The sequence below is a fragment of the Microcoleus sp. M2_D5 genome (assembly GCF_036701935.1).
Taxonomy (GTDB): Bacteria; Cyanobacteriota; Cyanobacteriia; order Cyanobacteriales; family Microcoleaceae; genus Microcoleus.
On record NZ_JAUBRP010000045.1, the window covers coordinates 25,589 to 51,118 of the forward strand.

A 25,530-nucleotide genomic window follows, 5' to 3' on the forward strand; every position below is an offset into this window, starting at 1 on the left:
ATGACGACTGGTTTAAAAACTCCTAGTAGCTACTATATGGAGATAATCACAACTTTTCCACCGCGTCCAATTACTTGTGAAGCTGAGTTAATTGCTACACAAAATCGGATTGATTCTATTGTGAGTCGGAGAAATCTCACGCAGGACGATCGGGATTACTTAAACGTGTTGGGTAGTCTTGTTTATGATTACGAACAAAAACATGAGCCAATGCCAGTTTTGAAAGGTATCGCACTACTGAAAGCATTGATGGTTGAGGACAATATTCAAGAAAAAGATTTGGTTGATATTTTTGAATCCGAGTCTTGGGTATCTGAGGTGATGAATGGAAAGCGGGAACTGACGGCGAGTCAAATTCAAAAGTTAGCTAAGTTTTTCCATCTTTCCCCTGTAGCATTTCTTGAGTATAATTAATTGCCAGGATACTGGGATGAGTGACGCACTATAATATAATTATGCCCGAAGTCCAACCGAAAGAAATTCAGCGTTATACTACGCCAGACAACAGAGTGCCTTTCGAGGAATGGTTTAATTTTCTCCGAGATGGCAAAGCTAAAGCTAGAATTAGGTTGAGATTAGACAGAGTTCAAATCGGCAATCTCGGAGATTATCGATTTGTTGGAGAGGGAGTCTTTGAATTAAAAATAGATTATGGCCCTGGATACCGAATCTATTTCGGACAAGTCGGCACAACTATTATCCTGCTTTTGATAGGCGGGGATAAAAGCACTCAAGACCGAGACATACAGCAAGCTATCAAATACTGGACTGATTACAGGAGTGAAGATAATGCCTAAAAGTTTACCTTACCATCCCTTTCTAATAGAATCTCTCAAAAACCCAATAGATTCTGCTATGTATCTAGAGGCTTTTTTTGAAGAAGAAAACCCGGAAGCAGAACTGCTAAAAATGGTACTTAGCAATGTAGCAGAAGCTCTCGGCAAACAGCAGATGTCTCCCGAACAATATGAATTGCACTTAAAAAAACTGGATGAATTGCTGTCGCAGCAAGGAAATGATGCGATTTACAATCTGGGAACTTGGCTGACTGCTTTGGGATTGAAACTAACTGTTGCTGTTTGTACTGATACAGAGGATAATACTGCAAAGGCTGAAACGAAATCCGAAATAACTGTTTAACTTAATTTAGAAAATGCCCAATTTTAAATATTCGTCGCTGATTAATGCCACCGTTGAAGCAGTCTGGAACTTTCACGAAAGGCCGGACATTCTGCAACTTTTGACTCCGCCTTGGCAACCGGTGAAAATCATTCGCCGCGAAGGGGGACTCGATGTGGGTGCTGTATCAGAATTTCGCCTGTTATTGGGGCCGATTCCTGTAAAATGGGTGGCGACTCACACTGAGTGCGAACCATATCGCTTGTTTGTTGATGAACAAACTGAGGGGCCAATGGCACGTTGGGTTCACCGACACGAGTTTACCTCAGAAAATGGCAAGACTAGATTGACAGATGCGATCCTCTTCGAGGGCTTCGCTAACGCATTTTCGATTCCCGGCGGCCCGATTGTCGATTTGCTGTTAGGTTGGTGGGTGGAAATGCGGTTAACAGATATGTTTCGCTACCGCCACGAAGTTACAAAAAGAGAGTGCGAAAAAGATGCAAACAACGGCTGAATATTACTGTGCTTTCTGCGGCGAACCGAGTACAACTTTTGTTGATATCAGCGGTGGTATGGAGCAATCATATATCGAAGATTGTCAGGTTTGCTGTCGCCCGAATGTTCTGTATGTCAGAATAGATGAAGATACCCTGGATATTGAAATAGATACTGACTATCAAGAATAAGTGACTATAAAAATGTCGGAATTGCCTTTGAGGCTGACTTGGTAGAATTCATAAATCTTGAAGCGGCTGCTTCTACGAAGGCCTGAAAAATTCGAGAGTTTACCGAACAGTTTGGCGACATTTCTGGGTGCCATTGAATTGCTATCATCCAAGGGTGATAGCAGTGCTCCATTGCTTCTACCAAAGTGTCAGGTGCATCGGCTACTATTTGCCAATCGGATGTTACCTTTCGCACTGCTTGATGATGCCAGGAAACAACTGTTGTTGAAGTTTTTCCCATAATTTTTGCTAGCCGACTGGTTGGCTCAATTTCAATGGTATGCTCGATCGCGCGCGGGGGAATTCCCGATCCGTGATTAACCTCGTATCCGTAAGCATCCGGTACGTGAATCACCAAACTGCCACCGCTGGCTACGTTCAACATTTGCATTCCCCGGCAAATCCCCAACACAGGTATGTCAGCCTTCAAAGCTAGCTTTGCTAAGCTTAATTCAAAATTGTCGCGTTCTGCATTAACCGAGTAAACTGTGCGATCGACATAACCGCCATAAAGTTCTGGATTGATATCTCCGCCCCCGGAAAAAATCAAACCATCTACTGCATCCAAAATACTAGCCGGATCTAATTGATTGGGCGGCAGTAAAATCGGAATGCCACCAGCCGCCTGCACTGCATCAATATAAGTTCCATTTAAGCGATATTCGCCTGCTGGACAGCGGTTGTATGTTGTGATGCCAACAATAGGAAATTTTTTCATTTGCTAGAGACTGGGATATAATTTTTTACATTAATACTCAGAGTTGGCACTATTTGTAATCAGTGTTTCATGGGCGGGCTAGAAGCCCAACCCCTACTCCCCACAATAAAACTGACTTACTTATTGTGGAACAGGCATCTTGCCTGTTTCTTGTCTGATTACTTGTGATGGATTCCTACATTAAACTGAAAATTACCAGCACTGCTGTCTAATTTGTAACAGTTTTAGTATTAGTTTCCGGCAGCGGTTTGCGCGTGCACAGATAAGCCAGCGGCCCGAACAGCGGTACTAATGTTACTGCCCAAAATGCTGTAGAGTTTTGCATTCCTCGGCGCGCCATATCGTCTCCTAATAAGGCAGGAAATAGCAGGCAAAGCATACAAAAATCTAAACTCATTACGTGGATAAAACGGCTGGTTTGCCACTGTCCAATAAAATCAGACCAATCGCCTTTTGTCAAGCCAAAGGCAACTAAAGCAGCCGCGCCCAATGTTAGGGCAATGGCAGTAAAGCGGGAGTCTAATATCTTTAAAAAGATATTTTTTTGACCGGGAAATTCTGGATTCGGTTCGCGCAGGGCTAAATAAGGCAGCAAGGCAAAGGCGCCGACGCCAAAGGATAAAGTGGCAAACAACCATGCAGGTATTTTCTGCCCCCTGCCGTCAGCAAATAAGACGCAACTGTAGATGAGCGGCCAGACTCCCATGATGTTGAATAAAGCTACAATTAAAGGGTTGATGTCTGCTATTTTGCCTGTGGAAAGATTGGTAATTAGTGTGATGGTTTCTGGGCTGTCGGCTGGTGCAAATACAAAGGCGTAGGTGCTAAATGCAATCCAAATCAGCCAAAATCCTATTTTTCTGAACATAGTTAGTTTTTCTGACTTCTGATATTACTATAGCAAGCTTAAAGGGTTTTTGAATAATACTTTTTTTATTTACCGCAGAGGACGCAGAGGACACAGAGGAAGAGGAGATTAGATCGGAAGGTATTGCTATTTAATATTGCGGGTTTTGGGTAGATTGCTAAATTTTTGCATAAATTGGCGATCGATCCAATCTTTCCAGTACCACAGCAGCCGCGATTCCCACATGAAAGATCCGCGAGAGGCGATCGCCCTTTTATTCCCAGTACCAATTAACCCTAAGTATTGTTCCTGGGGTGCAAAGGGTTTCAGCGGTTTTTCTAATAAAAACTGCTGCAAATTCTCAAACAGCGGTTTGCCCTGACGCACTGCAAACACGCCTGCTTTGGGGCGCGGATAATTAACCATAGCAGCGATATCGCCCGCCCCAAATACGTTGGGGTGAGATACTGATTGCAGGCAATCGTTGACTTGCATAAAGCCGTTTGAGTCGGCTGCTAAACCGGATTCTCCGATCCAATTGGCTGCCGATGCTTGTGTCACCAAAAAAATGATCTCGCACTCTAATTCTAAACCTGATTTACAGGAAATTTGGTAATTGGTAGGGAATTGAGGATTGGTTTCCCTCTCAATCTTTTTTACGGCACAGACTTTTTCCTTTAAATGCAATTGAATGCCGCGACTAATCAGAATTTCTTGAAGGCGGCGACGTACCCGCTGATTGTGTCCCTGCATCAATTCCGCACCGCTGTGAAACAAATGAATTTCTAATTCTTCTTCTTTCTTCCCCCTTCCCTTTTCTCTCTTACGTCTTTCGCTGTACCTTAATATCCATCCGTTAAATCCGTTACACAATCCGCTGCCGAACCCCTCTTCCTTCCCCAATCGAGATTGCATATTTAATGCTAATTCTACGCCGCCTGCGCCGCCGCCTACAATCGCTATCCGCAGCGGTTTTTGGGGATGGTTTTGCCTTGCGGAAATTAACTGATTCCAGCTAGCTAAAAACTCCGGTACGGGTTTAGCTGCAATTGCATATTCTGCCGCACCCGGTACAGATAAAGTCGCAGGAGTGCTGCCGATATCCACAGAAAGCACATCAAAATTAATCGGAGGACAAGTTTGACAAATAACTAAATTTTTGTTAAGGTCGATCGCGATCGCCGGATCGATTAATATTTGACATCCGGCAAATTCCGCGAGCGATCGCAAATCGATATGACATTGATCGTAATTGTAAAACCCGGCAACGTGTCCCGGCAGCATCCCCGAATAAGGCGCGTGCAGCACGTCGCTAATCAGAGTCAAACGCACACCGGGCAGCGGTTTGATACCGAACATTTTTAATACGATAGCATGACTGTGACCGCCGCCAATTAACACTAAATGTTTCACAATTACAGATGTTCGATCGAGATGTTCTTTTCCCCAATATTGTACAGCACTCGCACTCCTGGGGCCGCACTGTCCGGTAAGGAAAGCTGGCAGTGCGTAATTGATTTCCCAGCCGTTAGACAGAATGCTGTCACTTACCCTCTGTCTCAGAGATTATACTGAGTTTAGTTGCGATCGCATAACATCAATTCACCCATTTCATTTAACAGATTCCAAAATCAGCGCAAATGGCTGTAGACTGTAGAGCGAGCAAATTTTATTACCAAATTATTCCGGGGTGTGTTTCAATAGCTAACTCACCATTCAAAACTATGACATTACGCATCATTCCGCGCAGTTGGCAGCGATCGATTAAAACTCTTTTCCCGCTTCTGTTTGCCCTCTCATTGATTATAGTATTGCTGGCGAACAACTTCATTCCGGCGATCGCCCAGCAACCCCGCCAGGAAATTCGCGGCGTTTGGATGACGACAAACGACAAAGACATCCTCAGAGATCGTCGCAAACTAGGAGATGCTGTCAGCAAACTAAAACGGTTAAATTTCAACACAATCTATCCCGTTGTCTGGAATTCTGGCTATGCAATGTATCCCAGCAATGTAGCGCAGCAAAAAGACATTCAACCCTTTGTTTACAGAGGGTTAGACGGACAAGATACGATCGCCGATTTAATCGATCAATCTCACCGCCAAGGCCTGCTAGTAATTCCTTGGTTTGAGTTTGGTTTCATGGCTCCTCCCACTTCAGAATTAGCCTTAAATCATCCCGATTGGCTGACACAAAAACAGGACGGCAGCCAAACATCAATCGGTGCAGGTGGCGAAGTAGTTTGGCTCAATCCCTTTCATCCAGAAGTTCAGCAATTCATTACCCAACTCGTACTAGAAATTACCACTCAATACAACGCCGACGGCATTCAATTTGACGATCACATGAGTTTGCCGTCTGAATTTGGATACGATGAGTACACAGTTGCTTTGTATACCAAAGAAACAAAAAAAGCTCCGCCCAAAGATTTTCAAAATCCAGCATGGGTGCAGTGGCGAGCAAATAAAATTACCGCTTTTATGTCGCAGCTAAATCAAGCCGTCAAAGCAGTCAAACCCAATGCAATTTTCTCAATTTCTCCCAATTACTACGAGTTTGCTTACAAACATCACCTACAAGATTGGCTGACTTGGGTGCGTTTGGATATTGCCGACGAGCTAATCGTGCAAGTCTACCGTTCCAATCTAGAATCATTTGTAGACAAGCTTAACCGTCCAGAAATGCAAGAAGCACAGCAAAAAATTCCCACCGGAGTTGGGATTATGACAGGTTTGAGAAATAACCCAGTACCGATTCAGCAAATTAAATCTCAGGTGCAAGCAGTCCAAGAATACGGCTTAGGCGCCGCTTTCTTCTACTACGAAAGCTTGTGGGAATATGCACCAGAACCTATCGCAGTTCGACTTTCTCAATTTAGCGGCTTCTTCCCATCTTCTGCATTCCGAACAGCGCTACAAATGCCCAGACGCGCGGCGACTTTCCCTCCGCCTGCGCCACCCAAACCCGATCCCAAAGCTAAGCCAGAACAACCTATCAAAAACAGCGCACCTTCGCCCTTGCCAACCACGTAAAAGAATTAAAGAGTCATCAGTCATTGGTAATTTTTTTCGGTGTGCAAGTAGTCCGACAGTCCGACAGGGGTTTAAACCCCTGTCTCATAGCTGAAGTCGTCTAAAGACGACTCTAGCAATTCTATCAAAGCTGTTTTTGTATAGAGTTAGCGCCGAATATATGTGTAACTCTAATTTTCAAAATAGAGATTACTATTTGAGTCGGTTTTAACCGACTTATGCTATTAGACAGGGACTTGAGTCCCTGGCTGCCCGTAGCAGAATGAAACAGCTTTACAGGGGGCTAGGGGATACGATTTATGTTCCTATAAAATATCCGTATTACCAACAACTACCATCAATAAAAATGCAAACTAACCAAAAAAATTTACTGCCAAAAATGGGCTGCGGCACTTGGGCATGGGGCAACCGACTACTTTGGGGCTACAATGAAAGTATGGACGAGGAATTGCAAGCCGTTTTCAATCTTTGTGTTAGTAACGGCGTCACTTTATTCGATACCGGCGACTCTTACGGAACAGGGAAATTAAACGGACGCAGCGAACAGCTTTTGGGGCAGTTTTCTCAACAATATCAAGGTGCAAACAAAGACAGTATTTGTATTGCGACAAAACTGGCTGCTTATCCTTGGAGACTGACGCGACAATCAATGATATCGGCTGGCAAAGCCTCTGCAGCCCGCCTCGGAAAAAATGTAGATTTGGTGCAAATGCACTGGTCTACAGCCAATTACGCTCCTTGGCAAGAGGGGGCTCTTTTGGATGGTTTGGCTGACCTTTACGAGCAAGGATTGGTCAAGGGAGTGGGCTTGTCTAATTACGGGCCGAAACGGCTGAAATGGGTGCATCAAAGATTTAGCTCGCGCCAAATTCCTATTGTTACTTTACAAGTGCAATATTCGCTACTTTCTACCTATCCGGTGACAGAACTCGGCTTGAAAGATGTTTGCGATGAATTGGGGATAAAATTGATTGCTTACAGTCCTCTAGCCTTGGGTTTGCTGACGGGTAAATATTCCGAAAACGGCCCTCTTCCTAAAGGTATCCGAGGTTTGGCGTGCAAGCAACTACTTCCGGGAATGCGATCGCTTTTGGAGTGTTTGCGAGAAATAGCGGCATTCAGAAACAAGACTGTTTCGCAGGTAGCAATTAACTGGTGTATCTGCAAAGAAACTATTCCGATTCCGGGCGCGAAATCTGCGGCACAGGCGAGGGATAATATTGGTGCTTTGGGGTGGGAGTTAGACTCCGGGGAGATTGCCGAATTGGATCGGGCGGCGGCGAGTGTGGATAAAAAAATGGTGCAGAATATCTTTCAAACTCGGTAAAAAGACTCTCGCGTGGGGTGGGGGCGGGTTTATTTAAGCTGTCTGCATTCTTTAAATCTTTTGGTGAACCCGCCCCTACAGTTTTTTGACGGCGGGTGCAAGAGATCTGGTTAAATAGATACGATCGCTGTAGGGGCGGGTTCTAAAAACTATCATTGCCTAAAATCAATAATATCATAAACCCGCCCCCACCGGATGACACAATCTTTCATTGATTCACACAAAACTTTTCCACACACCGCACAAACATTTCTACACCCATCCCCAAGGCAGTTTCATCAAAATCAAAACGGGGGTGATGGTGCGGGTAAGCCAAGTTTTTCTCTGGATTTGCTGAACCTAAAAAGAAATAGCAACCGGGGACTTCTTGCAAAAAGAACGACATATCCTCGCCGCCCATTGTTTGACATTCGGGAACGATTCCCGCAGGAGTTTCGACAACGGATTCTGCCACGTCGCGCACCAAATCAGCTATTCTCGAATCATTAATAACTGGCGGGTAAAGCGAACAATAATCTAATTGGTAATTAGCCCCGTGACTCTGACAAATTCCAGCAATTACTTGCTCGATTCGCTTGTCAAAATAACCTCGATATGCTGGATTGAAATAGCGCACCGTGCCACCGATTTGAGCGGTGTCGGCAATCACGTTGTGGGTGTGGCCTGCGTGGAATTGGCCGACAGTTACTACCGCTGAGTCGATCGGGTCAATGTTCCGCGCGACAATTGCCTGCAAAGCGCTGACAATTTGGGCTGTAACTACGATCGAATCCACAGTCTGATGCGGCATTGCGCCGTGCCCGCCTTTGCCAAAAATCGTGCAGTCAAAAACTTCCACAGCCGCCATCAGCGCCCCGCTGCGGACGCCTACAGTGCCCAAAGGCAGATTGTTCCACAAATGCAAGCCGACGATCGCATCAACATCAGGATTCTTCAAAACTCCCGCTTCAATCATCGGTTTTGCGCCTCCTGGCCCTTCTTCGGCGGGCTGAAAGATAAATTTTACCTTACCCGAAAAGCTGTGTTTGTGCTTAGCCAGATAACAAACAGTACCGAGGGCGATCGCAGTATGGCCGTCGTGGCCGCAAGCGTGCATAATTCCATCATGCTGCGATCGATAATCCACCTCATTTTCCTCTTGAATCGGCAAAGCATCCATATCCGCCCGAATTGCCAAAACCCGCCCCGGTTTGCCGCTGTCTATAGTTGCGACAATACCAGTTTTAGCAATATTAGTTTCATGCTCAATTCCCCATTCCTGCAACTTTTGTGATATAAACTGCGCCGTTAAATTTTCATCAAAACTCAACTCCGGTTTTTGATGCAAAAGGCGACGCCATTGGACTAGCTGAGGCTGCAAATTTCTAATTTCCAGCCGCAACTGAGATAAATCGACAGAGGTTAAATTCGGTAAAGTAGAAACCATGTTTTATTCTCCTTATAGCAATTTGTAAAACTCTCTCTTTTCTTTCTCTGTGCTCTCTGCGCTCTCTGCGGTTAAAATAAAATCTTAGTTTTTAACCGCAGAGGCCGCAGAGTACGCAGAGAAAGAAAAGATGGAAAAAGAGAGGTGTTTAGAATAGGGTTATTTAGAAGTCTGAGGAACTAAATTAACCCCTGGCAGTAACTGTTCTAAATCTAAATCTGAAGCAATTTTAGCTAATTTAGCAAGGTCAGTCGGGTCATCTAAATGCGGCAAAATACCCAACACAGGTATTTGAGTCAGCGACTGGATCAAATCAACGGGCGCTAAATCGGCAATTTCTTGTTCAGAATAAGCTTTAACGCAATTGAGCACAATTCCTCTCAGCTTAAAACCAGTGTGTCTGGCGAGAGCAACATTCGCCACAGCTTGCCCGATCGCCCCCAACTTCACAGGTACTACCAAAACCCCCCTCAGCCGCCAATCCTTGGCAATATCGGCCACCGTCAGTTCCCGCGTTACAGGCGATCCCAGTCCTCCCAAAGCTTCCACCAACACAAAATCCTTGCGCTCCGAGAGGCTTTGCCACGCCGTCCAGACCTTTTCGAGTTCGATACGTCTCCCCTCCCGTTCGGCGGCGATCGGCGGTGCTAGAGGCGCATCAAAGTGCAGCGGATTGAGTTCTTCGGGGGATTGGTCGAGGGAAAACAAACGGGTGTAAAGTTCGCGATCGCCCGTTCCTGTTTGCATGAGTTTCATAATTCCCAAACTGCGATCGGGAAAATACATTTGCCAATAAGCAGCCAGAGCGGTGGTCAAAACAGTTTTGCCCGCGTCGGTATCAGTTCCAGCAATTAGCAGCGAGTTCATTGGCAAATAGCTAACAAGTAATTGGCCTCAACCTCAGTCTAGGGGAATTTTGCCAGAAGTTTAGAGTTCTGGCGATGGTGCGGGTGTTGGTGCGGGTTCCGGTTCCGGCGCTGGTTCCGGTTCCGGTTCCGGCGGCGGTGCAGGAGTTGGTTCCGGTTCCGGCGACGGTGCGGGTGTTGGGGCAGGTTCCGGTTCCGGCGCGGGTGTTGGGGCAAGTTCCGGTGTTGGCGCGGGTGTTGGTGCTGGTGTTGGCGACGGTGCGGGAGTCGGTTTGGGCGCTGGAGTCGGCGCTGGCGTCGGTTTTGGTGTCGGTTTGGGCGCTGGAGTCGGCGCTGGCGTCGGTTTTGGTGTCGGAGTTGGCGCTGGGCTTGGTTCTGGGCTTGGTTCCGGCAAAGGTTCTGGGTTCGGTTCCGGCAAAGGTTCTGGGTTCGGTTCCGGTAAAGGTTCTAGGGTTGGTTCCGGCAAAGGTTCTGGGTTCGGTTCCGGTAAAGGTTTTGGGCTCGGTTCCGGTAAAGGTTCTGGGCTTGGGGTTGGCAAAGGTTGGGGGGTTGGGGTTGGCAAAGGTAGCGGGTTTGGTACCGGAGTTAGTGTCGGCGTGGGACTTATAAGTGCTGGCGGTGTCGGAGTGGGTTTGGGGCGCGAATTGTTGAGAAATGAGCCGACTAAAGCCCAGGAACCGAAGCCCGTCAAGATTACTAAGCCGGCCAGCAGTCCGATCGCAGCGATGGGATTGTCCCAAAAAGAGCCGCCAACAGGCTCAATTAACGGGTCAGGCTGGTTTGGCGGGGGGGGACTGGGGGCGGCTGGCTCTGGCGGCCTGCCCACGGCCACCGTTGCTATTAGCGAAGGGTTTGTCTGCACCGCTGCTGGCGCGGGCGGTACAGTTGGCTGGCTGGGTTTAGGATTAGTTTGGGCGTCGAGTGCTTGGGCGACTTCGCTGACAGATTGATATCGATCGCCCGGAGACCGGCTCAACATCCGATTTAGCACTAAAGCCAAACCCGTGCTCACCTGCGCTTGCTGCTGCCAATTCCACTGCAGCGTTGTTCGATCGAGCAATTCCTGCGGTTCTTTGCCTGTCAGCAGGACGATCGCCGTTACAGCTAAAGCGTAGAGGTCGCTGCTGGCTGTTGCCCGCCCGCTTTGCAACTGTTCCATCGGCGCGTAGCCGATTTTACCGACTGTTGTCGCGTGGGCTGTTCCTTCGGGAGACTGGACTTTGGTGGCGAGTTCTTTCACCACTCCAAAGTCGATCAGCACCGGCAACTGGTCGTTTTCCCGCCGAATTATATTTTCTGGGGAGATGTCGCGGTGGATGATGCCGCGGGCGTGGATGTGAGCCAGTACCGGCAGCATTTGCCGGATAAATACCAAGACTTCGGCTTCGGTGAAGGTGCGACCCTTTGAAGTTCGATCGAGCATTAGTTCGCGGTAAGTCATCCCTTCCACGTAATCCTGCACTAAAAACAAACGCTGGTTCTCTTCAAATATTGCCCGAAACTGGGGAATTTGCGGGTGCCCAATTTGGTAAAGTATTGCCGCCTCTCTTTGAAACAATTCCTTCGATTTTTCCAAAACGTATGGCCCGCTTTGCACCGGAATCAATTCCTTCAGGGCGCAGCGTTCTTGAAACCGTCCCAAATCTTCTACTAAATAAGTCCTGCCAAATCCTCCTTGGCCTAAAATATTCACCAAGCGGTAGCGGTTTTGTAGGAGAGTTCCAATAGCAATAGGTGGCTGCATAAGTTTAAGTAGAAACTGTTAAAAAATAGACGATCGCTCACAGACTTAGTAATGCTAGGTCTTTAATGCTCTTGAGCATACTTCACTATCTGTAGTCCCCAGTCCCGACCAAAGTTAGTATTTTACATTTTTTATGACATTCTTGGACGCAATGATGGTCAGAAACCGGATTTTTTCACCAAAATACAAAGGTTGCAACCCGCATATCCGATCGAAAACCCGGTTTCTGCGTCAATATCTCAAGGGAGAAATGCACGATTTTTCGTAGAAACCGGGTTTTTTGGTCTTAGCCCTAATAAATTGTCGCCCCCCGACCTAAGCCATACATCTCTATAAAGCTTGAGATTATTTATGACCAATGACCAATGACTACTGACTAATGACTACTGACTAATGACTACTGACTAAGCTTTGCTTTCACCATGTCTTGAATTCTGTTACCGTCTGCTTTGCCCTTAAGCTGCTGCATTGCCTTGCCCATCACCTTGCCCATATCTTTTGCAGAAGTAGCGCCAACCGAGGCAATCACTTCGTCAACTACTTGACTCACCTCTTCGTCTGACATCTGCGCCGGCAAATACTCTTCAACAATTGCCAACTCCGCCTCCTCTTGTGCCACTAAATCTTCGCGGCCGCCTTTGCGGTATTGTTCGATCGAATCCCGGCGCTGTTTGGCTATTTGCATCAAAATTTCCATTTCTTGAGCTTCTGTCAGCGTTTCTTGCCCGGAAGGACGAAGGCTGACTTCTTTTTCGAGAATAAATTTCTTGATGCCGCGAACTGTTTCCAAGCGAACTTTGTCCTTGGACTTCATGGCTGCTTTGATTTCTGCGTCAATGCGTTCTCTTAAGCTCATCGATTTCTACCTTGCTTTGCCCGATATCAAAAATCTGAAGTGTGCTTCCGATTCTTAACTTTTTTTACAGTATTTTTCAAGTTTATTGCCTGTTGGTGGCATTTTTATCGGCTTTAACCCGGATGCCTTGGGCTTTCGACTGAATTTGGGGTGGCTCCACTTCCAGCCTCAGCCCCAAATTGACTCTCGCCAGAACTTTTAGACGCAGGGGCACAAGTGCGATCGTACTTCTGCCAGTACAGAGTTCGCTAGAACTCACATTTTGCACCATTCTCGCTTAACAGGCTGGACGGCCTGTTCCACAAAGAGTAGATTTTCTCGCTTCACAGGCCGTCCAGCCTGTTCCTAAAAAGCTTATTGACAATGGTGCAACATTTCAGCTAGAACCCACATTCCACGCCCTGGGGTGTCACACAGCATAATTACGCAGAAAACTCTATCTTTAAAGTAATAATTTATCCTTTTTTAAAAAATTTACGTTAATCTACGGTACTCTAGTATAAATTATACTTTTATTTCTAGATAAAAATAAGTAAAAACCGATAGTGACAGTTGAAGGTGCTGAATCGGGGCTATAAACTGGGTCGATCGGACATATTTCTGCAAGTCCTATTCAATTGGCCTAACTTAACACTTGTGGTCGCCTCGAATGTTAAATCTCTTAAAAAATTGGCTGAATATTTCTAGTTTCAGATGGTAAGATAGCGATGGAATAAACGTCCTGCAAGAGGCCTGCTGTGATCCGTTCTGCTACTTTACCGCTTCCGCTTCCCGAGCCGCCAATTTCCGCTCATGACCGTCTGCGGCTGTTTTCCGGTTCTGCTAATATTCCCCTCGCCCAAGAGGTGGCTCGCTATCTGGGGATCGATTTGGGGCCGATGGTTCGCAAGCGGTTTGCTGATGGGGAACTCTACGTTCAAATTCAAGAATCGATTCGGGGTTGCGATGTTTACTTGATTCAGCCAACTTGCTGTCCGGTAAACGATCGCCTCATGGAATTGTTAATTATGATCGATGCTTGTCGCCGCGCTTCGGCCAGACAAATTACTGCTGTCATTCCCTATTACGGATATGCTAGGGCTGACCGCAAAACGGCCGGAAGAGAGTCGATTACTGCAAAATTAGTGGCTAATTTGATTACGGAAGCTGGGGCAGGTCGCATTTTGGCGATGGATTTGCACTCGGCTCAAATTCAAGGTTATTTTGACATTCCTTTCGATCACGTTTACGGTTCGCCGGTGCTTTTGGATTATCTGGCGAGCAAGCAATTGACGGATATTGTTGTGGTTTCGCCGGATGTTGGCGGAGTCGCTAGGGCGAGAGCTTTTGCCAAAAAGCTTGGTGATGCTCCCCTGGCAATTATTGACAAGCGCCGCCAAGCTCACAACGTCGCCGAAGTGATGAACCTCATCGGTGATGTCAGGGGCAAAACTGCTGTTTTGGTGGACGACATGATCGATACTGCCGGCACGATTTCTGAGGGCGCGAGATTGTTGCGCCGCGAGGGTGCGAGGCAGGTTTATGCTTGTGCTACTCATGCGGTGTTTTCGCCTCCAGCCATCGAGCGTTTGTCTAGCGGGGTTTTGGAAGAGGTAATTGTTACGAATACAATTCCTGTACCGGAAGAGAACCGTTTTAAGCAGTTGACGGTGCTTTCGGTAGCCAATTTGCTCGGAGAAACTATTTGGCGGATTCACGAAGATAGTTCTGTTAGCAGTATGTTCCGCTAGAGGGCAAAGACACTTTTTGAATGTTTGTTTGAGGGTGCGTTAACAAGAGTGTAACGCACCGTTTTTTTTCCAAGAGTGCGATCGTTTCCCGCAAGTAATCAGCCCAGGCTCATCTAAATTTTACTGTCAAGTCCCATCAAATTATTGTGGAGTGGGTGTCCCGCCCGGAAAATACAATTTAGATGCCGAACAGCTTATCAAGTTCCTCGGTAAAATAACGGTTATAAGTTTGTACTGAGGACTCAAGTCCTCATACAATTCGCTCGGAGTTGAGTTTTCACTACGAACCAATGTGACGATCGCCGATCGCACTTGGTACCACCGGAACAAGAGATGGTAAAATTCTATCTTGTTGTTGGAAGAGGGCGACTTTTTTATATTCTAGATAAGTCTCATCAGCATAAGGAGCCAATAGGGAAAAATCATGAAACATTCACTTGTACGAACAGTCGCCGCACTGGCAGGTTCAGCAATTTTAACACTTGGGGCGATCGGTTCGGCTAAAGCATTTACTTTTGACGAAACCGAAATTAACCAAGACCGAGTAATTGTCATCGCCCAACCCCGCCCTTCCGGCGGCTACCAATTGCTAATTGTAGAACAGGTATCTAACACGCGACAATGCTGGAGCGAAAGTGGCTCTAATCCCGTGAAAGTCGATCCATTATTAGTTAGTTTTGATTTCACCGGTATTTGTGGCCGCGCAACAGACAGCAACGGCTTTTCAATTCGCATGGCCGGCACCGATTTAGCATTAAAATACGCCCTGACTTTGGAAATTGTTGATGGCAATGTTCTACTAATTGGAACTCCAGTAGATTACCAAGGTAAATCGGTGGTGATAGGCCGCACAAATGGCGATGCTAACGAATTTATGAAAATCACTCTCGATCCTGCTTGGCGCTTGAGCAAAAGAGCTTATCAAGGCCGCACATTAGGTCACTTTTATTTCACTACCAATCAACCCGCACCGGAAGAAATTAGCAATACCGGAGGCAATACCGAGGCAACACCGCAGCCAACACCGCAGCCAATACCAATACCAATACCGCAGCCAATACCGCAGGCAACACCGCAGCCAATACCGCAGCCAATACTGCAGGAAATACCAATACCGTAGGCAATACGGGCTTTTCTACAATTTGGAGATAGCTACCGATGATATCCACGCTTCCGAAATTCAAGAAGCTGTGGGCTTTGGGTTTGTAGCCCGGTTTTCTCAAGATAATACCTTTCGATCGCAATTTGCTGTTACCAGAGAGCAATTGGTATCTTTAGTTTGGGAATTTTTGAAATGAATACAAGGTGCTAATATCACCTTTCCTAGCCATATTTCTATCCGTCCCTATAGCGACGTTGATATTTCCCGCTGGAGTGCCGGAAAAGTTCTATTTGCGCGGGACAACAAGATAGTTAGCGGCTATCAAGATGGAAGATTTAAACCTTCGCAGCCCGTCACTCGCGCTGAATTGATGGCGGTGCGCCGTCGGGCGCCGCAATGTGGTTTGTCTGCGCGGGGAATGCAGCCAAAATTAGTTGCTAAAGAGCCGTCTCAAACTTTTTCAAACATTCAGAATTATTGGGTTGCTTCTATTATCATTCAAATGTCTTCTGATTGTTCTGTTGCTTCCGATTTTAAGGAAATTGGCTCGGTTTGCTCCGAATGATTCTGCAAAACGGAATTAGGCGGCTGCTACTTTGCGGATGCTGAAATGCGTTAACGCTTAGTAGGGCGAATTAGATATCCGACAACTTTGGCGAAGTCGGGTATCTGAGTATTCTGTTTTTTTTAGCTTGACATTTTACGCTACACCGTAATCAGTATACGGTCGTTTGTATGGCGGTTGCAATCCCAAAATAATATCCTCTCTCGGTACTCCCATTGCAACTAATTCCTCCGCAGGATTTTCCTCAGTCAAATTTTGTTGAAGCCAGATTTTTCCATCTTTGATGTCAATGTGAATGAAGGTTTGATAAATCCGGGTTAAGTGTTCCCAGCAGACATTTATCCACTGATAACGATCTCGCTCTGTGTCTAAAATTAGTTGCACTTCGACTTCATCATCGGAAACATCATTTTCGGCATAGCGGCTCATTAATGTCTGAACGTATTGACGATATTGAGCTAGTTTGTCCATTGCACAATTACCTCATTTGTTGGTTAATACTTATATGTTACACTATTGTCAAGAACGGGCATCTTGCCCGTTTCTAAACAAGTAATTTTATTGTGGAACGGGCAAGATGCCCGTTCCTAAACAAGTAATTGAGAAGGGTGCAAGATATCAGTTAATCAGGATTAAAGTTCTCAATACAAAGCAGTTCGCAATCAGGACTTTAGTCCTCATCATATTGTTTCCTTGCTTTTCTTCTTAGATGGCTTCTTAGGAGTTTTCTGGACGGGGATTGTCTCTAATTCTTGCTGTGCGATATCTGAGGTTGAGTTGCACAAGTCGTTTAAGGAAAGTTTTTGTTGCGATTCAAGTTCGTTTAGCAAGTTTGAGGCGCTTTCTAGTATTTGCTTCCCCTGTCTGGCTTGAATAGTAGTTTTATCTTCGATCGCATCCAGCAACACAAAAATCGAGACAGTCTGCCAAATATCTAAATCGTCGCCGACTACATCGCACTCAGACACGATTTTGCCGTTTTCTGGGACGTGAATTCCTAAGCCGGAAACTTCAATTAACGGCTGGATTTCTGCTAGACTTAAATTCGCAAGGTCAGTAATTTTATGTTCGAGGGATACTAAATCGGCTAAATCGGGCAAGTTGACCGATTCTGGCGTTAAAGCATCGAACTTGAAGGTAAGAGTTTGATTCAGCGGATCGGAAATGGCGTAAATTGATTGAATTTGCGATCGACTAACCGCACCTTTATCCAAAAAATCTCTGCCTTGCGGGGCGATCCTCTTCGAGGGCTTCGCTAACGCAATTTGGCCATTTTCAGCCACCTCCAAGATTTCCAAACTAACCAGAGTCGCCGCCGCAGTCTTCACAAAAATCTCGTCTAACCCCAGCAAATCCGCCAATTCCTTCAAAGTTGGCGCAGGTTCAAACTCAACGCCCGCCCGCAAAATGAACTCTTCCAACACATTAAACTCGCGCGGTTCGCTAATTGCCACCTCCAGCGGAGTTTGCCGGATTGCAAAGCGGAATTGACGCGCCGCCAACACTGACAAACCCGGATTTTGCTGCTCAATTTGTTCCGCTAGCGAAATTAAATTTGAGTCAATTGTTTTAGTTGAGGACGTTAGAGACATCTACAAAACCTCCGCAGTGACGCACCGTCTTTGAAACTTCCTGATACATTTTTCCCACCGTACCTAGTTGTTGGGTAAATAAATCGTGGCAGCCGACAACAATCAGCAATTCTTGAGCGCGGGAAAATGCCACATTCACCCGTTCAGGTTCCTTCGCAAATCCAATATCGCCCCTAACATTATTGCACACTGTGCTGACAATAATTACAGGTCTTTCCATGCCTTGAAATATGTCAACCGTACCAGTACGGATGCTCAAAGCAGGGAATCTTTCGCCTTCGATTCTGTCTTTAATTGCATTTAATTGAGCAGCATAAAAAGTGATAATTCCGATTTCTTTCGGTGGTTCACCGTCGGCAACTTTGGGCTGCCAAGCTATCTCCATTTGTTCGCACAAAAGCTCGATCGCGTCAATCTCCTTGACATTCAACCGCGAAGTACCCTGTTTTTCCTCTTCAAACCCTTGTCCGATAGGCGTTTTCACCCACAGGATATGATTGTTTTCTTGAATGATTCTACCTGCGAGGTTGTGGGCGCGCTTGGTGTCAGCTTCCTGAATGCCACAGTTGAGTTTTTGCTGGTAAAACTGATTGATGGCGCCCATGATTTGCGGGTGCATTCGGTATTGAGTTGTCAGCATTTTTTTGATGCTGTCGCTGGCATTTTCAAACAATACTTTGAACAAAGATTCTTTGATGAAGCTAAGTTCGTCTCCGGTACAGCCGATGTCTTCGGCAATATCGTCGATCGTACTTTGATTGAACATCGGCGGCAATTGCCTGTGATCGCCCACCAATACTAACTTTCTGCCTTTCAAAGCGGGGATTAACAACTCTGGCGGAGTGCATTTGCTAACTTCGTCAATGATAACTGCATCAAAGCTGGGAAAGTTTTTAGTAAAATCGAAACTAGCAGCCTGTACGCAAGTAATGCCGATCACGTTGGCATTGTCAATATAAATTTGCTTTAAATCGTTGCGGTCTTTTTCTGATGGATTGCGGAGTTTTTCAATCCAATCTGTCACAAAGTTTTGAAAACGGTTTAGTGCTGTTTCTTCTTGTTCTAATTTCCGCTGCCAAGTTTTGAACAAACGCTTAATTTTGTTTAAAAAAGGTGCGCTGAATAATCCTGTATTTGGAACTTCTGGCTGGTATTGAGTCGGGATAGTTTGCCATGCTGACTCCCACCAATTTCTCTCAACAAGCAATGCTGGTGTTGGTTGCTGCTGTTGCAGTTGAGCGTTAATTTCGCTCAACTCTGCTTGAAGTTCGGCGAGTTGCTGCTGCGAAGTTGCAGCCGCAGTTTGCAGCGGGGATAAATGCTCGTCAAGAGTGTTTTTGATTGTCTCCAAAACCCCAAAAGGATCTAAGTCAGCAATGGATTTTTCTAGCTGAATCGCGCTTGCTTTCCAAGCCTCAACTTGCTTGACAAACTGCTGCGGTTGCTCCCAAATATTGGATTTTTGGGCGAGATATTGTTCTGCTAAAATCCGCAACTTTTCAGGTACATTTGGCTGTTGCACAATTGCTTGCAACAAATTAGTAACTTCGCTAATTTTTAAATTCGCCTCTTGCTGCGCTGTTTCTACCTGAAGTTTAGCAGCGGATATTTGCTGCTGGTTTAAGGTTTGACCGATTTTATCTAATAACTGTTGCTGTTTTATAAGCTGCTGTTCGGTTTCGGTTTTCAGGGGAAGTACGCACTGACGCGCATTTGCGAGGATGCTGTGCAGCAATTCTTTGACTAGGCGATCGCACGTAGCCTGGATCTGATTTGGCTGCAAGGATTGACTGTAAAATTGTTGAATGTTAGCTAAGAAAGTCGCTGCTTTTTCGATGATGAATTTGCGCTGACTTTGGCTGACTTGGGAATAGCTGGCGAAGTCTTTGGCTAGTTGCTGCCACTGTGTACGATCGCCCGCAGAGAGCACGATCGGCGTTTGAGTCAAATTTAGGTGCAAAAACTCGCTAAACCGGAATTGTTGCCCTTGTATGTCCTTAAAACCAGCGCTTTCTTCGTGGGCTACCGCCTTTTGCAACCGATCCAAATCGGGCAAATTGACTTTGCATTTGGGCGGCACGATCGGCAATTTGAGCGATCGGGCAATTTTCAGCAATCCTGGCGGCAATCCTACCATATCATCCGTAAGCATTGCGCCCGTTTCCCAGCAAGTTTTCACCACCTCATAGAGTTTCGTATCCGCCGTCTCGATCCACTGTGCAACGGCGACGACAACGGCTGCAATTTCCGCTTTTCGCAGTTCCAAATTCTTGATTTTCTGTTCGAGATTTTGGCGGTGTGTCTGATTTTGTCGATCGCCCAATTCGAGTTGATTCACAGCCTCAGACATCTGCCGCGACACCCGCAGCGACTCCGCAACCGCCGACATAGCGTGACAAACATCATCAGCGCGATCGAAAGCCGTCTTAAATTCCGATATTTGCGCTGCTACAGTTTCCAGCAGCCAAACCCCAATCCCAAACGCGCCGCAAGCAGGGCGATCGAACCCAATTTGAGTAGCATTGCTAGCGGCAATCCGAACATTTGCCATAAAGTTTTCTACTAAAACATTGCCTTCTGAATAGGGTTTTAGTCGGGGCATAAACTCGGCAACTTCTGGAGATTCCCAGTTAACTTGCGGCGCATCCAGTATATTTTCTAGCCCCGCAACAACAGATTCAATCTCGCTTTTTTCGGTTAAAATCAGTTCATAATCTGCTGCTTGCTGGCTGCACTTTTCCTCAAGACTTGCTTTACTGTCGTGCAGGTGTTTGAGTTCATTAAAAAAATCTTTCTCGGCGGCAAAGTAGGCGGTAAATCGCTCGGAGTCTGCCACCAACTGGCGCAAAGATTTGACATTCGTTTGGCGCTGCGAGAGCTTTTGTTCGCAGTCAGCCGCCGTATTTTGCAGCCAAGTGCCGATCGCATTTTCCTCTAAAAACGGCTGCCCTTCTTCCTGCACCTTATGAGCTTTTCCCTTCCGCAAAGCCCGAATCGCCGGATTGTGAACTAACCGACTCAAAGCATTGTCTACAGCCAAATTTGCTTGGGAAGCAATGAGCGTTTTGCCGCCCTGACGGGCAATTTGATAGCAAATCTCCGCAATCACAGTCGTTTTGCCCGTTCCCGGCGGGCCTTGAATCAAAATTAAATCCCGCGCCGAAAGCACCGTTTCTACGGCGGCAAGTTGATCCTCATTAGCATTGCGATTTAATAAGTTTTCCCGCTCCAATTTAATCAGTTTTTCGGGCTTTCTCGCCTGAGAAGAGTCGAATAAAAACTCGCTCAAATAGGGATTTTGAGCGCGGCCATCTGTCAGCATTTTTAAAGCTTTTTTCTTGCGTTCAATCTGACTGATATCGCCCGCAGCCTCAAAATACAAGAATCCTTGTTTGGGCATTTGATATCTGCCGCCCGCCATGCGAACTCCTAAATCAACATCTAACTTAATCCGTAATTTACTATGTTCAAAGTCAATTTCGGCCATGCTACCCAATGTCTCTCCATCGCGGCTGCTTCTGCTTCCGGGCGGCGAATCAAAAAGGATAATTTCTTCATTTCTGGCTTTTTTTAGCCTTTCGCGAAAGTCGCCCAATTCTAAGGGATTTTCCTCATAGCCGTCAAGAGTTGCGGAATTGCGCTCAATTTGAAAAGTGACTATTTTAAAGCCGGAACCGTAATTGTGTCCTCGAAAAGGCACGCAAAATTGACGCGCTTCGGCGATGCGTTTTTCAACATTTAAAAAAGTATGCCAAACTTTTAGCTGTTCCGTAGTCGGTATGTGCCTGTCTTCCCAAAATGGCATTTGTTGGACGCGGGCGATCGACTTTGCAGGAATTGGCGATCTGCTGTTAGCCAAAAGTCGCAAATGAACCGGCAAAGCATACCCATCTTTCCTCCCTCTAGGAACCGCCACCAAACCAGCATCCAGCAGTTTTAAACCGCCGATTCCGTCTTCACAGCGTACAGTTGCTAACAAACGCAAAGTGCGATCTGCTTTTTGCAACAATTGAGGTAATTCAAAATCCTCTTCATCCGTAGCAAGCAGCAATTCCCAGATTTCTTCTTCAGAAAATCTCTCATTTACCTTTTGGCGGCGCACGTAGAACAGATTGTGCGATTTCCCAGCTATCTCCGACATCAGAATTTCCGCACGCTCTTTGCATTCCCAATCGGAATATTTCGCTAAAGCTGCTTCTCCTTCTATATCCCGAATAAACTTATTAATTGTGCGATCGCCGCTAAATTTATATCCCCAATCTTCTGTTACTAAAGATGGCATATTTAGATTTTAGATTTTAGATTTTAGATTGGATTCAAGATTAGCACATCGGAACTTGTGCCGACCGAACCGCTACATCCCAAAAAAAATTAAGGTGTGCAGTGCACACCCTACGACCATCGCAAGTTACCGTACAGGCGACGGGCGATCGAATTAAACAGTTTAGAATCAAAAGGGCGAACGATGGGACTTGAACCCACGAATGGTGGTACCACAAACCACTGCCTTAACCACTTGGCTACGCTCGCCGTATCAGTTTTAACTATAGCATCAGATATCAGTACAAGTCTAGGGGGTAAAGCAAAAATTTTTTGAAATATTTCTGAGCGTCCCTGAACCCGACAGATAGATTGTACCTTAAATTCCAGGCACATTAAGAGTTTCGCCGAATTTTCGCACCGCGCGATCGGCCTGTGCGATCGGCCTGTGCGATCGGCAATTATCCCGCCCCCAGCACTCAATCGATTTTAGATTTTAGATTTTAGATTTTAGATTTTAGAATTGAAGCATTGACTTGCGCGAGATAAATTCGGGGGATCCTTTATCGGATACAGGTTTTTTATGTCTCCACGGATGAACCACGTGGCGGGTATCCTGGATGCTTTCTGTCGTGTGGCCCGGACTCAGCAGCTTTGGCCGCGTCCCGATTCGACCCAGCGCATTAAAATAGCCTTATCAGCCCAGGCGCATCTACATTTTAAAGTCCAGTTTGATAAAAACTCACCTCTGACACCATTTTTAAGAACAGGCAAGATGCCTGTTCCACAAAGAATGAATTTCTTGTAGGGTGGGCCCTTCTAGCCCGCCCCTAAAAGCCTGATTGAGAATGGTGCAACATCTCAGATGAAATGCTTGTGGGGTGTCCCGCCCGCCCGAAAAATATAACGCCAGAAGCGGGACAGCTATCAACCATCCCTATTCTCTCTCTTCTCTCTTCCCTCTTCCTTCGCGCAGCTTCGCGTCTTCGCGGTTCGTTTAAAAAAAAGTCTTGTCCGCAATCTAAAATCCAAAATCTAAAATCTAAAATCAATATGAGCTACTGTATCAACCCAGAATGTCAAAATCCTCAAAACTCCCACACCGCCAAATTTTGCTTAAACTGTGGCTTTAACCTGTTGCTGAGACAGCGATATCGCCCGATTGAACTTTTAGGTAGAGGCGGATTTGGTAAAACTTTCCTAGCAATTGATGAAGACATCCCATCTTTACCCCGCTGTGCAGTCAAGCAATTTTATTTTTACGATCGCGATCCCGAAATTTTCAACAAAGCCGTTGAATTATTTCGGCAAGAAGCCGTCCGTTTAGACGAACTCGGAAAACACCCGCAAATCCCCACATTATTAGCGGGCTTTGAACAAGAAGGTCATATTTATTTAGTTCAAGAGTTTATAGAGGGATCGACTCTTAAACAAGAATTAGACAAGAGTGTCTACGATGAAAATCAAATTTGGCAAGTGCTGCAAGACTTATTGCCCGTGCTGCAATTTATCCACGACAAGCGCGTCATTCACCGCGACATCAAACCCGAAAATATTATCCGCCGCCAGTCGGACAACAAACTCGTATTGATTGATTTCGGCATTGCCAAACTGCTGACTGATTCAGCGATACTCCGTTCAGCAACGCTCATCGGCAGTCAAGATTATGTAGCTCCCGAACAAATGCGCGGCAAAGTATTTCCTGCTAGCGACCTTTACAGTTTAGGTGTTACTTGCATTCGCCTCATGACACAAGTTCCTCCTTTGGATATGTACGACTGCAACAACGATCGCTGGTGGTGGCGCGAGTTTCTTCCCAAAGCCACGAGTATTAGCGACGAGTTAGGCGAAATTTTAGATAAATTGCTGCAAACTCGTCTCACTCAGCGTTACAGTTTTGCTGCGGAAGTTTTGCAAGATATCCAAGCAGCTTTAGATATTCGCCATCAAAATTTGCGATCGCAAAAAAAGCCGCTCATCGCTCCTGCTCTCGGTAATAGCGACAACTCTGCCGATATCGGCCCGCTACAAACTTCTGATTCTCCAATTTCACCCACAAATGCCGTCGCCAATTCCCCAGAAACTTTTTCCTTATCTGTTACTTCAAATCTAGCTCCCACCATGATTTCTGCACGGGGAGTAGATTATACCAAACTGCGGGATTTTTTGTCAAACACAAAGTGGAAAGAAGCCGATCGCGAAACTTGGACTCTGATGTGTCAATCTCTTTCCCAGCCACCGGGAACTCAGCTAGAAATCAGCCAAATTTACCAGATCCCCTGCGAAGACTTGCAAACAGTCGATCGCCTGTGGTTGCACTACAGTCAAGGTCGGTTTGGCTTCAGCGTCCAAAAGCAGATTTACGAAAGCGTTAAGGGAGACTATATCAGATTTTGCGATCGGGTCAACTGGCAAACCTACAATTCTGCTACTACTTTAGGGCAGATTAAATTTAGTCAGCAAGCACCAATCGGACACCTCCCCTCTCGCAGTTGGGTTGGCGGCATTCAGTGGCTGCGGCATCTCGATGCCCTGTCAGCAAAATTAACCGAGTGCGACAATAATCCCGATCCTAAATTGTAATTGGGTCTACCGACTCACTAAGTATAATTTCATATTTAAACTCTACCGGAAAGCAGAGAAATTTGTTGAGCTAGATGTATCCATCGACCGAGGCTCGGTGCGATCGATTGTCGCACAATGGATTCAGAAGGTGAACACAGCTACAAGTCTGCGATCCTGAGACTGTAGCAACAGAATTAAAGAGAGGTATCTATCCATGTTTTTTCACAAAAAACAACTAATGGCTGCGGTGACTGTAGACGAAGCCAACCCCCGTTTTGCCCAATTGCTGCTAGAACAGTTTGGCGGAGCAACCGGAGAACTGACAGCAGCTTTGCAATACTGGGTGCAGTCCTTTCACTGTGAAGATGCAGGGATTAAGGATATGCTCCAAGATATTGCAATAGAAGAATTCAGCCACTTAGAAATGGTGGGCCAACTTATCGAAATGCACACCAAAAACGTTGACCAAACAGAAGCTTACAAAAGCACTTTATTTGCGGTGCGCGGTGTAGGCCCGCACTTGTTGGACAGCCAAGGTCAAGCTTGGACGGCAGCTTATGTCAACGAAGGCGGGGAGGTAGTGCGCGATTTGCGCGCTAATATCGGTGCGGAAGCAGGAGCTCGCCAAACCTACGAAGAGTTGATTAAACTAGCGCCGGATATGGGAACGAAAAAGACATTGCAGTTTCTGTTGACTCGCGAAATTTCTCACACTCAAATGTTCATGAAAGCTCTGGAATCGCTGGGTAAACTCACCGATCCGATGTTCGGCAATATTCAACCAGATTCCACTGTGGATCTCTACTTTAACTTATCCACAAATGGCAAGGATGAACGCGGCCCTTGGAACTCGGAACCTACTTTCAAATACATTGCAGATCCCGCTCCCAAAGCTTAATTTGAGATTTTTTTAGCGTGTGGGGCTTAGAAGATTTAAGCCCAGTATTCAGTAATTCTTAAGCCGCCCGCCTTCTTTTGTAAGGTGGGCGGCTTAGGAATGAGAATTAAATAACTTCCACTCTTGAAAGTGGGATGGGCGTCGGGCCCGTCATG

Annotated in this window: 26 protein-coding genes and 1 tRNA gene; 13 read left to right on the top strand and 14 right to left on the bottom strand. The window is 46.1% G+C overall.

Annotated features, from left to right (window positions below):
* The 5 genes from QUA50_RS18870 to QUA50_RS18890 are packed head-to-tail and all read left to right on the top strand — an operon-like array spanning nucleotide 1 to nucleotide 1,808.
* On the top strand, nucleotides 1–414 hold the full coding sequence (locus tag QUA50_RS18870) for a transcriptional regulator (protein ID WP_333264943.1): 414 nt from the start codon (nucleotides 1–3) through the stop codon (nucleotides 412–414).
* Between the two features lie 41 nt (nucleotides 415–455).
* Complete coding sequence (locus QUA50_RS18875; RefSeq protein ID WP_333264942.1) at nucleotides 456–797, top strand: type II toxin-antitoxin system RelE/ParE family toxin; 342 nt, start codon at nucleotides 456–458, stop codon at nucleotides 795–797.
* Nucleotides 790–1,140, top strand: a complete 351-nt coding sequence (locus tag QUA50_RS18880; RefSeq protein ID WP_333264941.1) for a transcriptional regulator — start codon at nucleotides 790–792, stop codon at nucleotides 1,138–1,140. The genes QUA50_RS18875 and QUA50_RS18880 overlap by 8 nt, the downstream gene beginning before the upstream one ends.
* 13 nt (nucleotides 1,141–1,153) lie before the next feature.
* The gene (locus QUA50_RS18885) at nucleotides 1,154–1,636 is read left to right on the top strand and encodes an SRPBCC family protein (protein WP_333264940.1); all 483 of its coding nucleotides are present in this window, start codon (nucleotides 1,154–1,156) and stop codon (nucleotides 1,634–1,636) included.
* The gene (locus tag QUA50_RS18890) at nucleotides 1,620–1,808 is read left to right on the top strand and encodes a CPXCG motif-containing cysteine-rich protein (RefSeq protein ID WP_006635525.1); all 189 of its coding nucleotides are present in this window, start codon (nucleotides 1,620–1,622) and stop codon (nucleotides 1,806–1,808) included. The genes QUA50_RS18885 and QUA50_RS18890 overlap by 17 nt, the downstream gene beginning before the upstream one ends.
* Before the next feature lie 4 nt (nucleotides 1,809–1,812).
* Here the strand turns inward: QUA50_RS18890 and QUA50_RS18895 are convergent, their stop codons facing one another.
* From QUA50_RS18895 to QUA50_RS18910, 4 genes are all read right to left on the bottom strand, one after another.
* On the bottom strand, nucleotides 1,813–2,565 hold the full coding sequence (locus tag QUA50_RS18895) for a gamma-glutamyl-gamma-aminobutyrate hydrolase family protein (protein WP_333264939.1): 753 nt from the start codon (nucleotides 2,563–2,565) through the stop codon (nucleotides 1,813–1,815).
* A 208-nt stretch (nucleotides 2,566–2,773) separates the two neighbouring features.
* Nucleotides 2,774–3,433, bottom strand: coding sequence for a DUF2834 domain-containing protein (locus tag QUA50_RS18900; protein ID WP_333264938.1), 660 nt, complete (start codon nucleotides 3,431–3,433; stop codon nucleotides 2,774–2,776).
* A gap of 126 nt (nucleotides 3,434–3,559) precedes the next feature.
* A complete protein-coding gene (locus QUA50_RS18905; protein ID WP_333264937.1) occupies nucleotides 3,560–4,825 on the bottom strand; it encodes an FAD-dependent oxidoreductase in 1,266 nt (421 codons plus the stop codon).
* A 2-nt stretch (nucleotides 4,826–4,827) separates the two neighbouring features.
* Nucleotides 4,828–4,959, bottom strand: coding sequence for a hypothetical protein (locus tag QUA50_RS18910; protein ID WP_333298814.1), 132 nt, complete (start codon nucleotides 4,957–4,959; stop codon nucleotides 4,828–4,830).
* A gap of 93 nt (nucleotides 4,960–5,052) precedes the next feature.
* On the opposite strand from QUA50_RS18910, the gene QUA50_RS18915 reads away from it, so the two are divergent.
* Both QUA50_RS18915 and QUA50_RS18920 read left to right on the top strand, forming a co-directional pair.
* On the top strand, nucleotides 5,053–6,444 hold the full coding sequence (locus tag QUA50_RS18915) for a glycoside hydrolase family 10 protein (RefSeq protein ID WP_333264936.1): 1,392 nt from the start codon (nucleotides 5,053–5,055) through the stop codon (nucleotides 6,442–6,444).
* Nucleotides 6,445–6,790: 346 nt separating this feature from the next.
* Nucleotides 6,791–7,771 carry an aldo/keto reductase gene (locus QUA50_RS18920; protein ID WP_333264935.1) on the top strand — a complete coding sequence of 327 codons (981 nt, stop codon included), beginning with the start codon at nucleotides 6,791–6,793 and terminating at the stop codon, nucleotides 7,769–7,771.
* Between the two features lie 208 nt (nucleotides 7,772–7,979).
* Here QUA50_RS18920 and QUA50_RS18925 read toward each other — a convergent pair whose 3' ends face one another.
* From QUA50_RS18925 to QUA50_RS18945, 5 genes are all read right to left on the bottom strand, one after another.
* Nucleotides 7,980–9,197: a M20 family metallopeptidase gene (locus tag QUA50_RS18925; RefSeq protein WP_333264934.1), complete on the bottom strand. Its 1,218-nt coding sequence runs from the start codon at nucleotides 9,195–9,197 to the stop codon at nucleotides 7,980–7,982.
* A 159-nt stretch (nucleotides 9,198–9,356) separates the two neighbouring features.
* On the bottom strand, nucleotides 9,357–10,064 hold the full coding sequence (gene bioD / locus QUA50_RS18930) for a dethiobiotin synthase (protein ID WP_333264933.1): 708 nt from the start codon (nucleotides 10,062–10,064) through the stop codon (nucleotides 9,357–9,359).
* A 60-nt stretch (nucleotides 10,065–10,124) separates the two neighbouring features.
* The gene (locus QUA50_RS18935; protein WP_333264932.1) at nucleotides 10,125–11,807 is read right to left on the bottom strand and encodes a serine/threonine-protein kinase; all 1,683 of its coding nucleotides are present in this window, start codon (nucleotides 11,805–11,807) and stop codon (nucleotides 10,125–10,127) included.
* Nucleotides 11,808–12,204: 397 nt separating this feature from the next.
* A complete protein-coding gene (locus QUA50_RS18940) occupies nucleotides 12,205–12,663 on the bottom strand; it encodes a GatB/YqeY domain-containing protein (protein ID WP_333052152.1) in 459 nt (152 codons plus the stop codon).
* 82 nt (nucleotides 12,664–12,745) lie between these two features.
* Nucleotides 12,746–12,922 (bottom strand): hypothetical protein, encoded by a 177-nt coding sequence (locus QUA50_RS18945; RefSeq protein ID WP_333264931.1) that lies wholly within the window; start codon nucleotides 12,920–12,922, stop codon nucleotides 12,746–12,748.
* 478 nt (nucleotides 12,923–13,400) lie between these two features.
* On the opposite strand from QUA50_RS18945, the gene QUA50_RS18950 reads away from it, so the two are divergent.
* Entirely contained in the window at nucleotides 13,401–14,393 is a 993-nt protein-coding gene (locus QUA50_RS18950; RefSeq protein ID WP_333264930.1) for a ribose-phosphate pyrophosphokinase, read from the top strand.
* A gap of 280 nt (nucleotides 14,394–14,673) precedes the next feature.
* Here the strand turns inward: QUA50_RS18950 and QUA50_RS18955 are convergent, their stop codons facing one another.
* Nucleotides 14,674–14,826, bottom strand: a complete 153-nt coding sequence (locus QUA50_RS18955; RefSeq protein WP_333264929.1) for a hypothetical protein — start codon at nucleotides 14,824–14,826, stop codon at nucleotides 14,674–14,676.
* Here QUA50_RS18955 and QUA50_RS18960 point away from each other — a divergent pair.
* The 3 genes from QUA50_RS18960 to QUA50_RS18970 all read left to right on the top strand — a co-directional run bounded on the left by QUA50_RS18960 (nucleotide 14,818) and on the right by QUA50_RS18970 (nucleotide 16,060).
* The gene (locus tag QUA50_RS18960) at nucleotides 14,818–15,513 is read left to right on the top strand and encodes a DUF3747 domain-containing protein (protein ID WP_333264928.1); all 696 of its coding nucleotides are present in this window, start codon (nucleotides 14,818–14,820) and stop codon (nucleotides 15,511–15,513) included. The genes QUA50_RS18955 and QUA50_RS18960 overlap by 9 nt on opposite strands.
* A 22-nt stretch (nucleotides 15,514–15,535) precedes the next feature.
* Nucleotides 15,536–15,691, top strand: coding sequence for a hypothetical protein (locus tag QUA50_RS18965; RefSeq protein WP_333264927.1), 156 nt, complete (start codon nucleotides 15,536–15,538; stop codon nucleotides 15,689–15,691).
* A 63-nt stretch (nucleotides 15,692–15,754) separates the two neighbouring features.
* A complete protein-coding gene (locus tag QUA50_RS18970; protein WP_333298815.1) occupies nucleotides 15,755–16,060 on the top strand; it encodes an S-layer homology domain-containing protein in 306 nt (101 codons plus the stop codon).
* Between the two features lie 135 nt (nucleotides 16,061–16,195).
* Here the strand turns inward: QUA50_RS18970 and QUA50_RS18975 are convergent, their stop codons facing one another.
* From QUA50_RS18975 to QUA50_RS18990, 4 genes are all read right to left on the bottom strand, one after another.
* Nucleotides 16,196–16,531, bottom strand: coding sequence for a XisI protein (locus QUA50_RS18975; RefSeq protein WP_333264926.1), 336 nt, complete (start codon nucleotides 16,529–16,531; stop codon nucleotides 16,196–16,198).
* Between the two features lie 209 nt (nucleotides 16,532–16,740).
* On the bottom strand, nucleotides 16,741–17,652 hold the full coding sequence (locus QUA50_RS18980) for a hypothetical protein (RefSeq protein ID WP_333264925.1): 912 nt from the start codon (nucleotides 17,650–17,652) through the stop codon (nucleotides 16,741–16,743).
* Complete coding sequence (locus tag QUA50_RS18985) at nucleotides 17,630–21,934, bottom strand: AAA domain-containing protein (RefSeq protein WP_333264924.1); 4,305 nt, start codon at nucleotides 21,932–21,934, stop codon at nucleotides 17,630–17,632. Before QUA50_RS18985 ends, QUA50_RS18980 begins: the two co-directional genes overlap by 23 nt.
* A gap of 175 nt (nucleotides 21,935–22,109) precedes the next feature.
* Nucleotides 22,110–22,182 (bottom strand) — tRNA-His (locus tag QUA50_RS18990).
* 783 nt (nucleotides 22,183–22,965) lie between these two features.
* Here QUA50_RS18990 and QUA50_RS18995 point away from each other — a divergent pair.
* Together QUA50_RS18995 and QUA50_RS19000 are read left to right on the top strand one after the other, a co-directional pair.
* Entirely contained in the window at nucleotides 22,966–24,495 is a 1,530-nt protein-coding gene (locus QUA50_RS18995) for a serine/threonine-protein kinase (protein WP_333264923.1), read from the top strand.
* A 196-nt stretch (nucleotides 24,496–24,691) separates the two neighbouring features.
* Nucleotides 24,692–25,375 (top strand): manganese catalase family protein, encoded by a 684-nt coding sequence (locus QUA50_RS19000; protein ID WP_333264922.1) that lies wholly within the window; start codon nucleotides 24,692–24,694, stop codon nucleotides 25,373–25,375.
* Nucleotides 25,376–25,530: the final 155 nt, after the last annotated feature.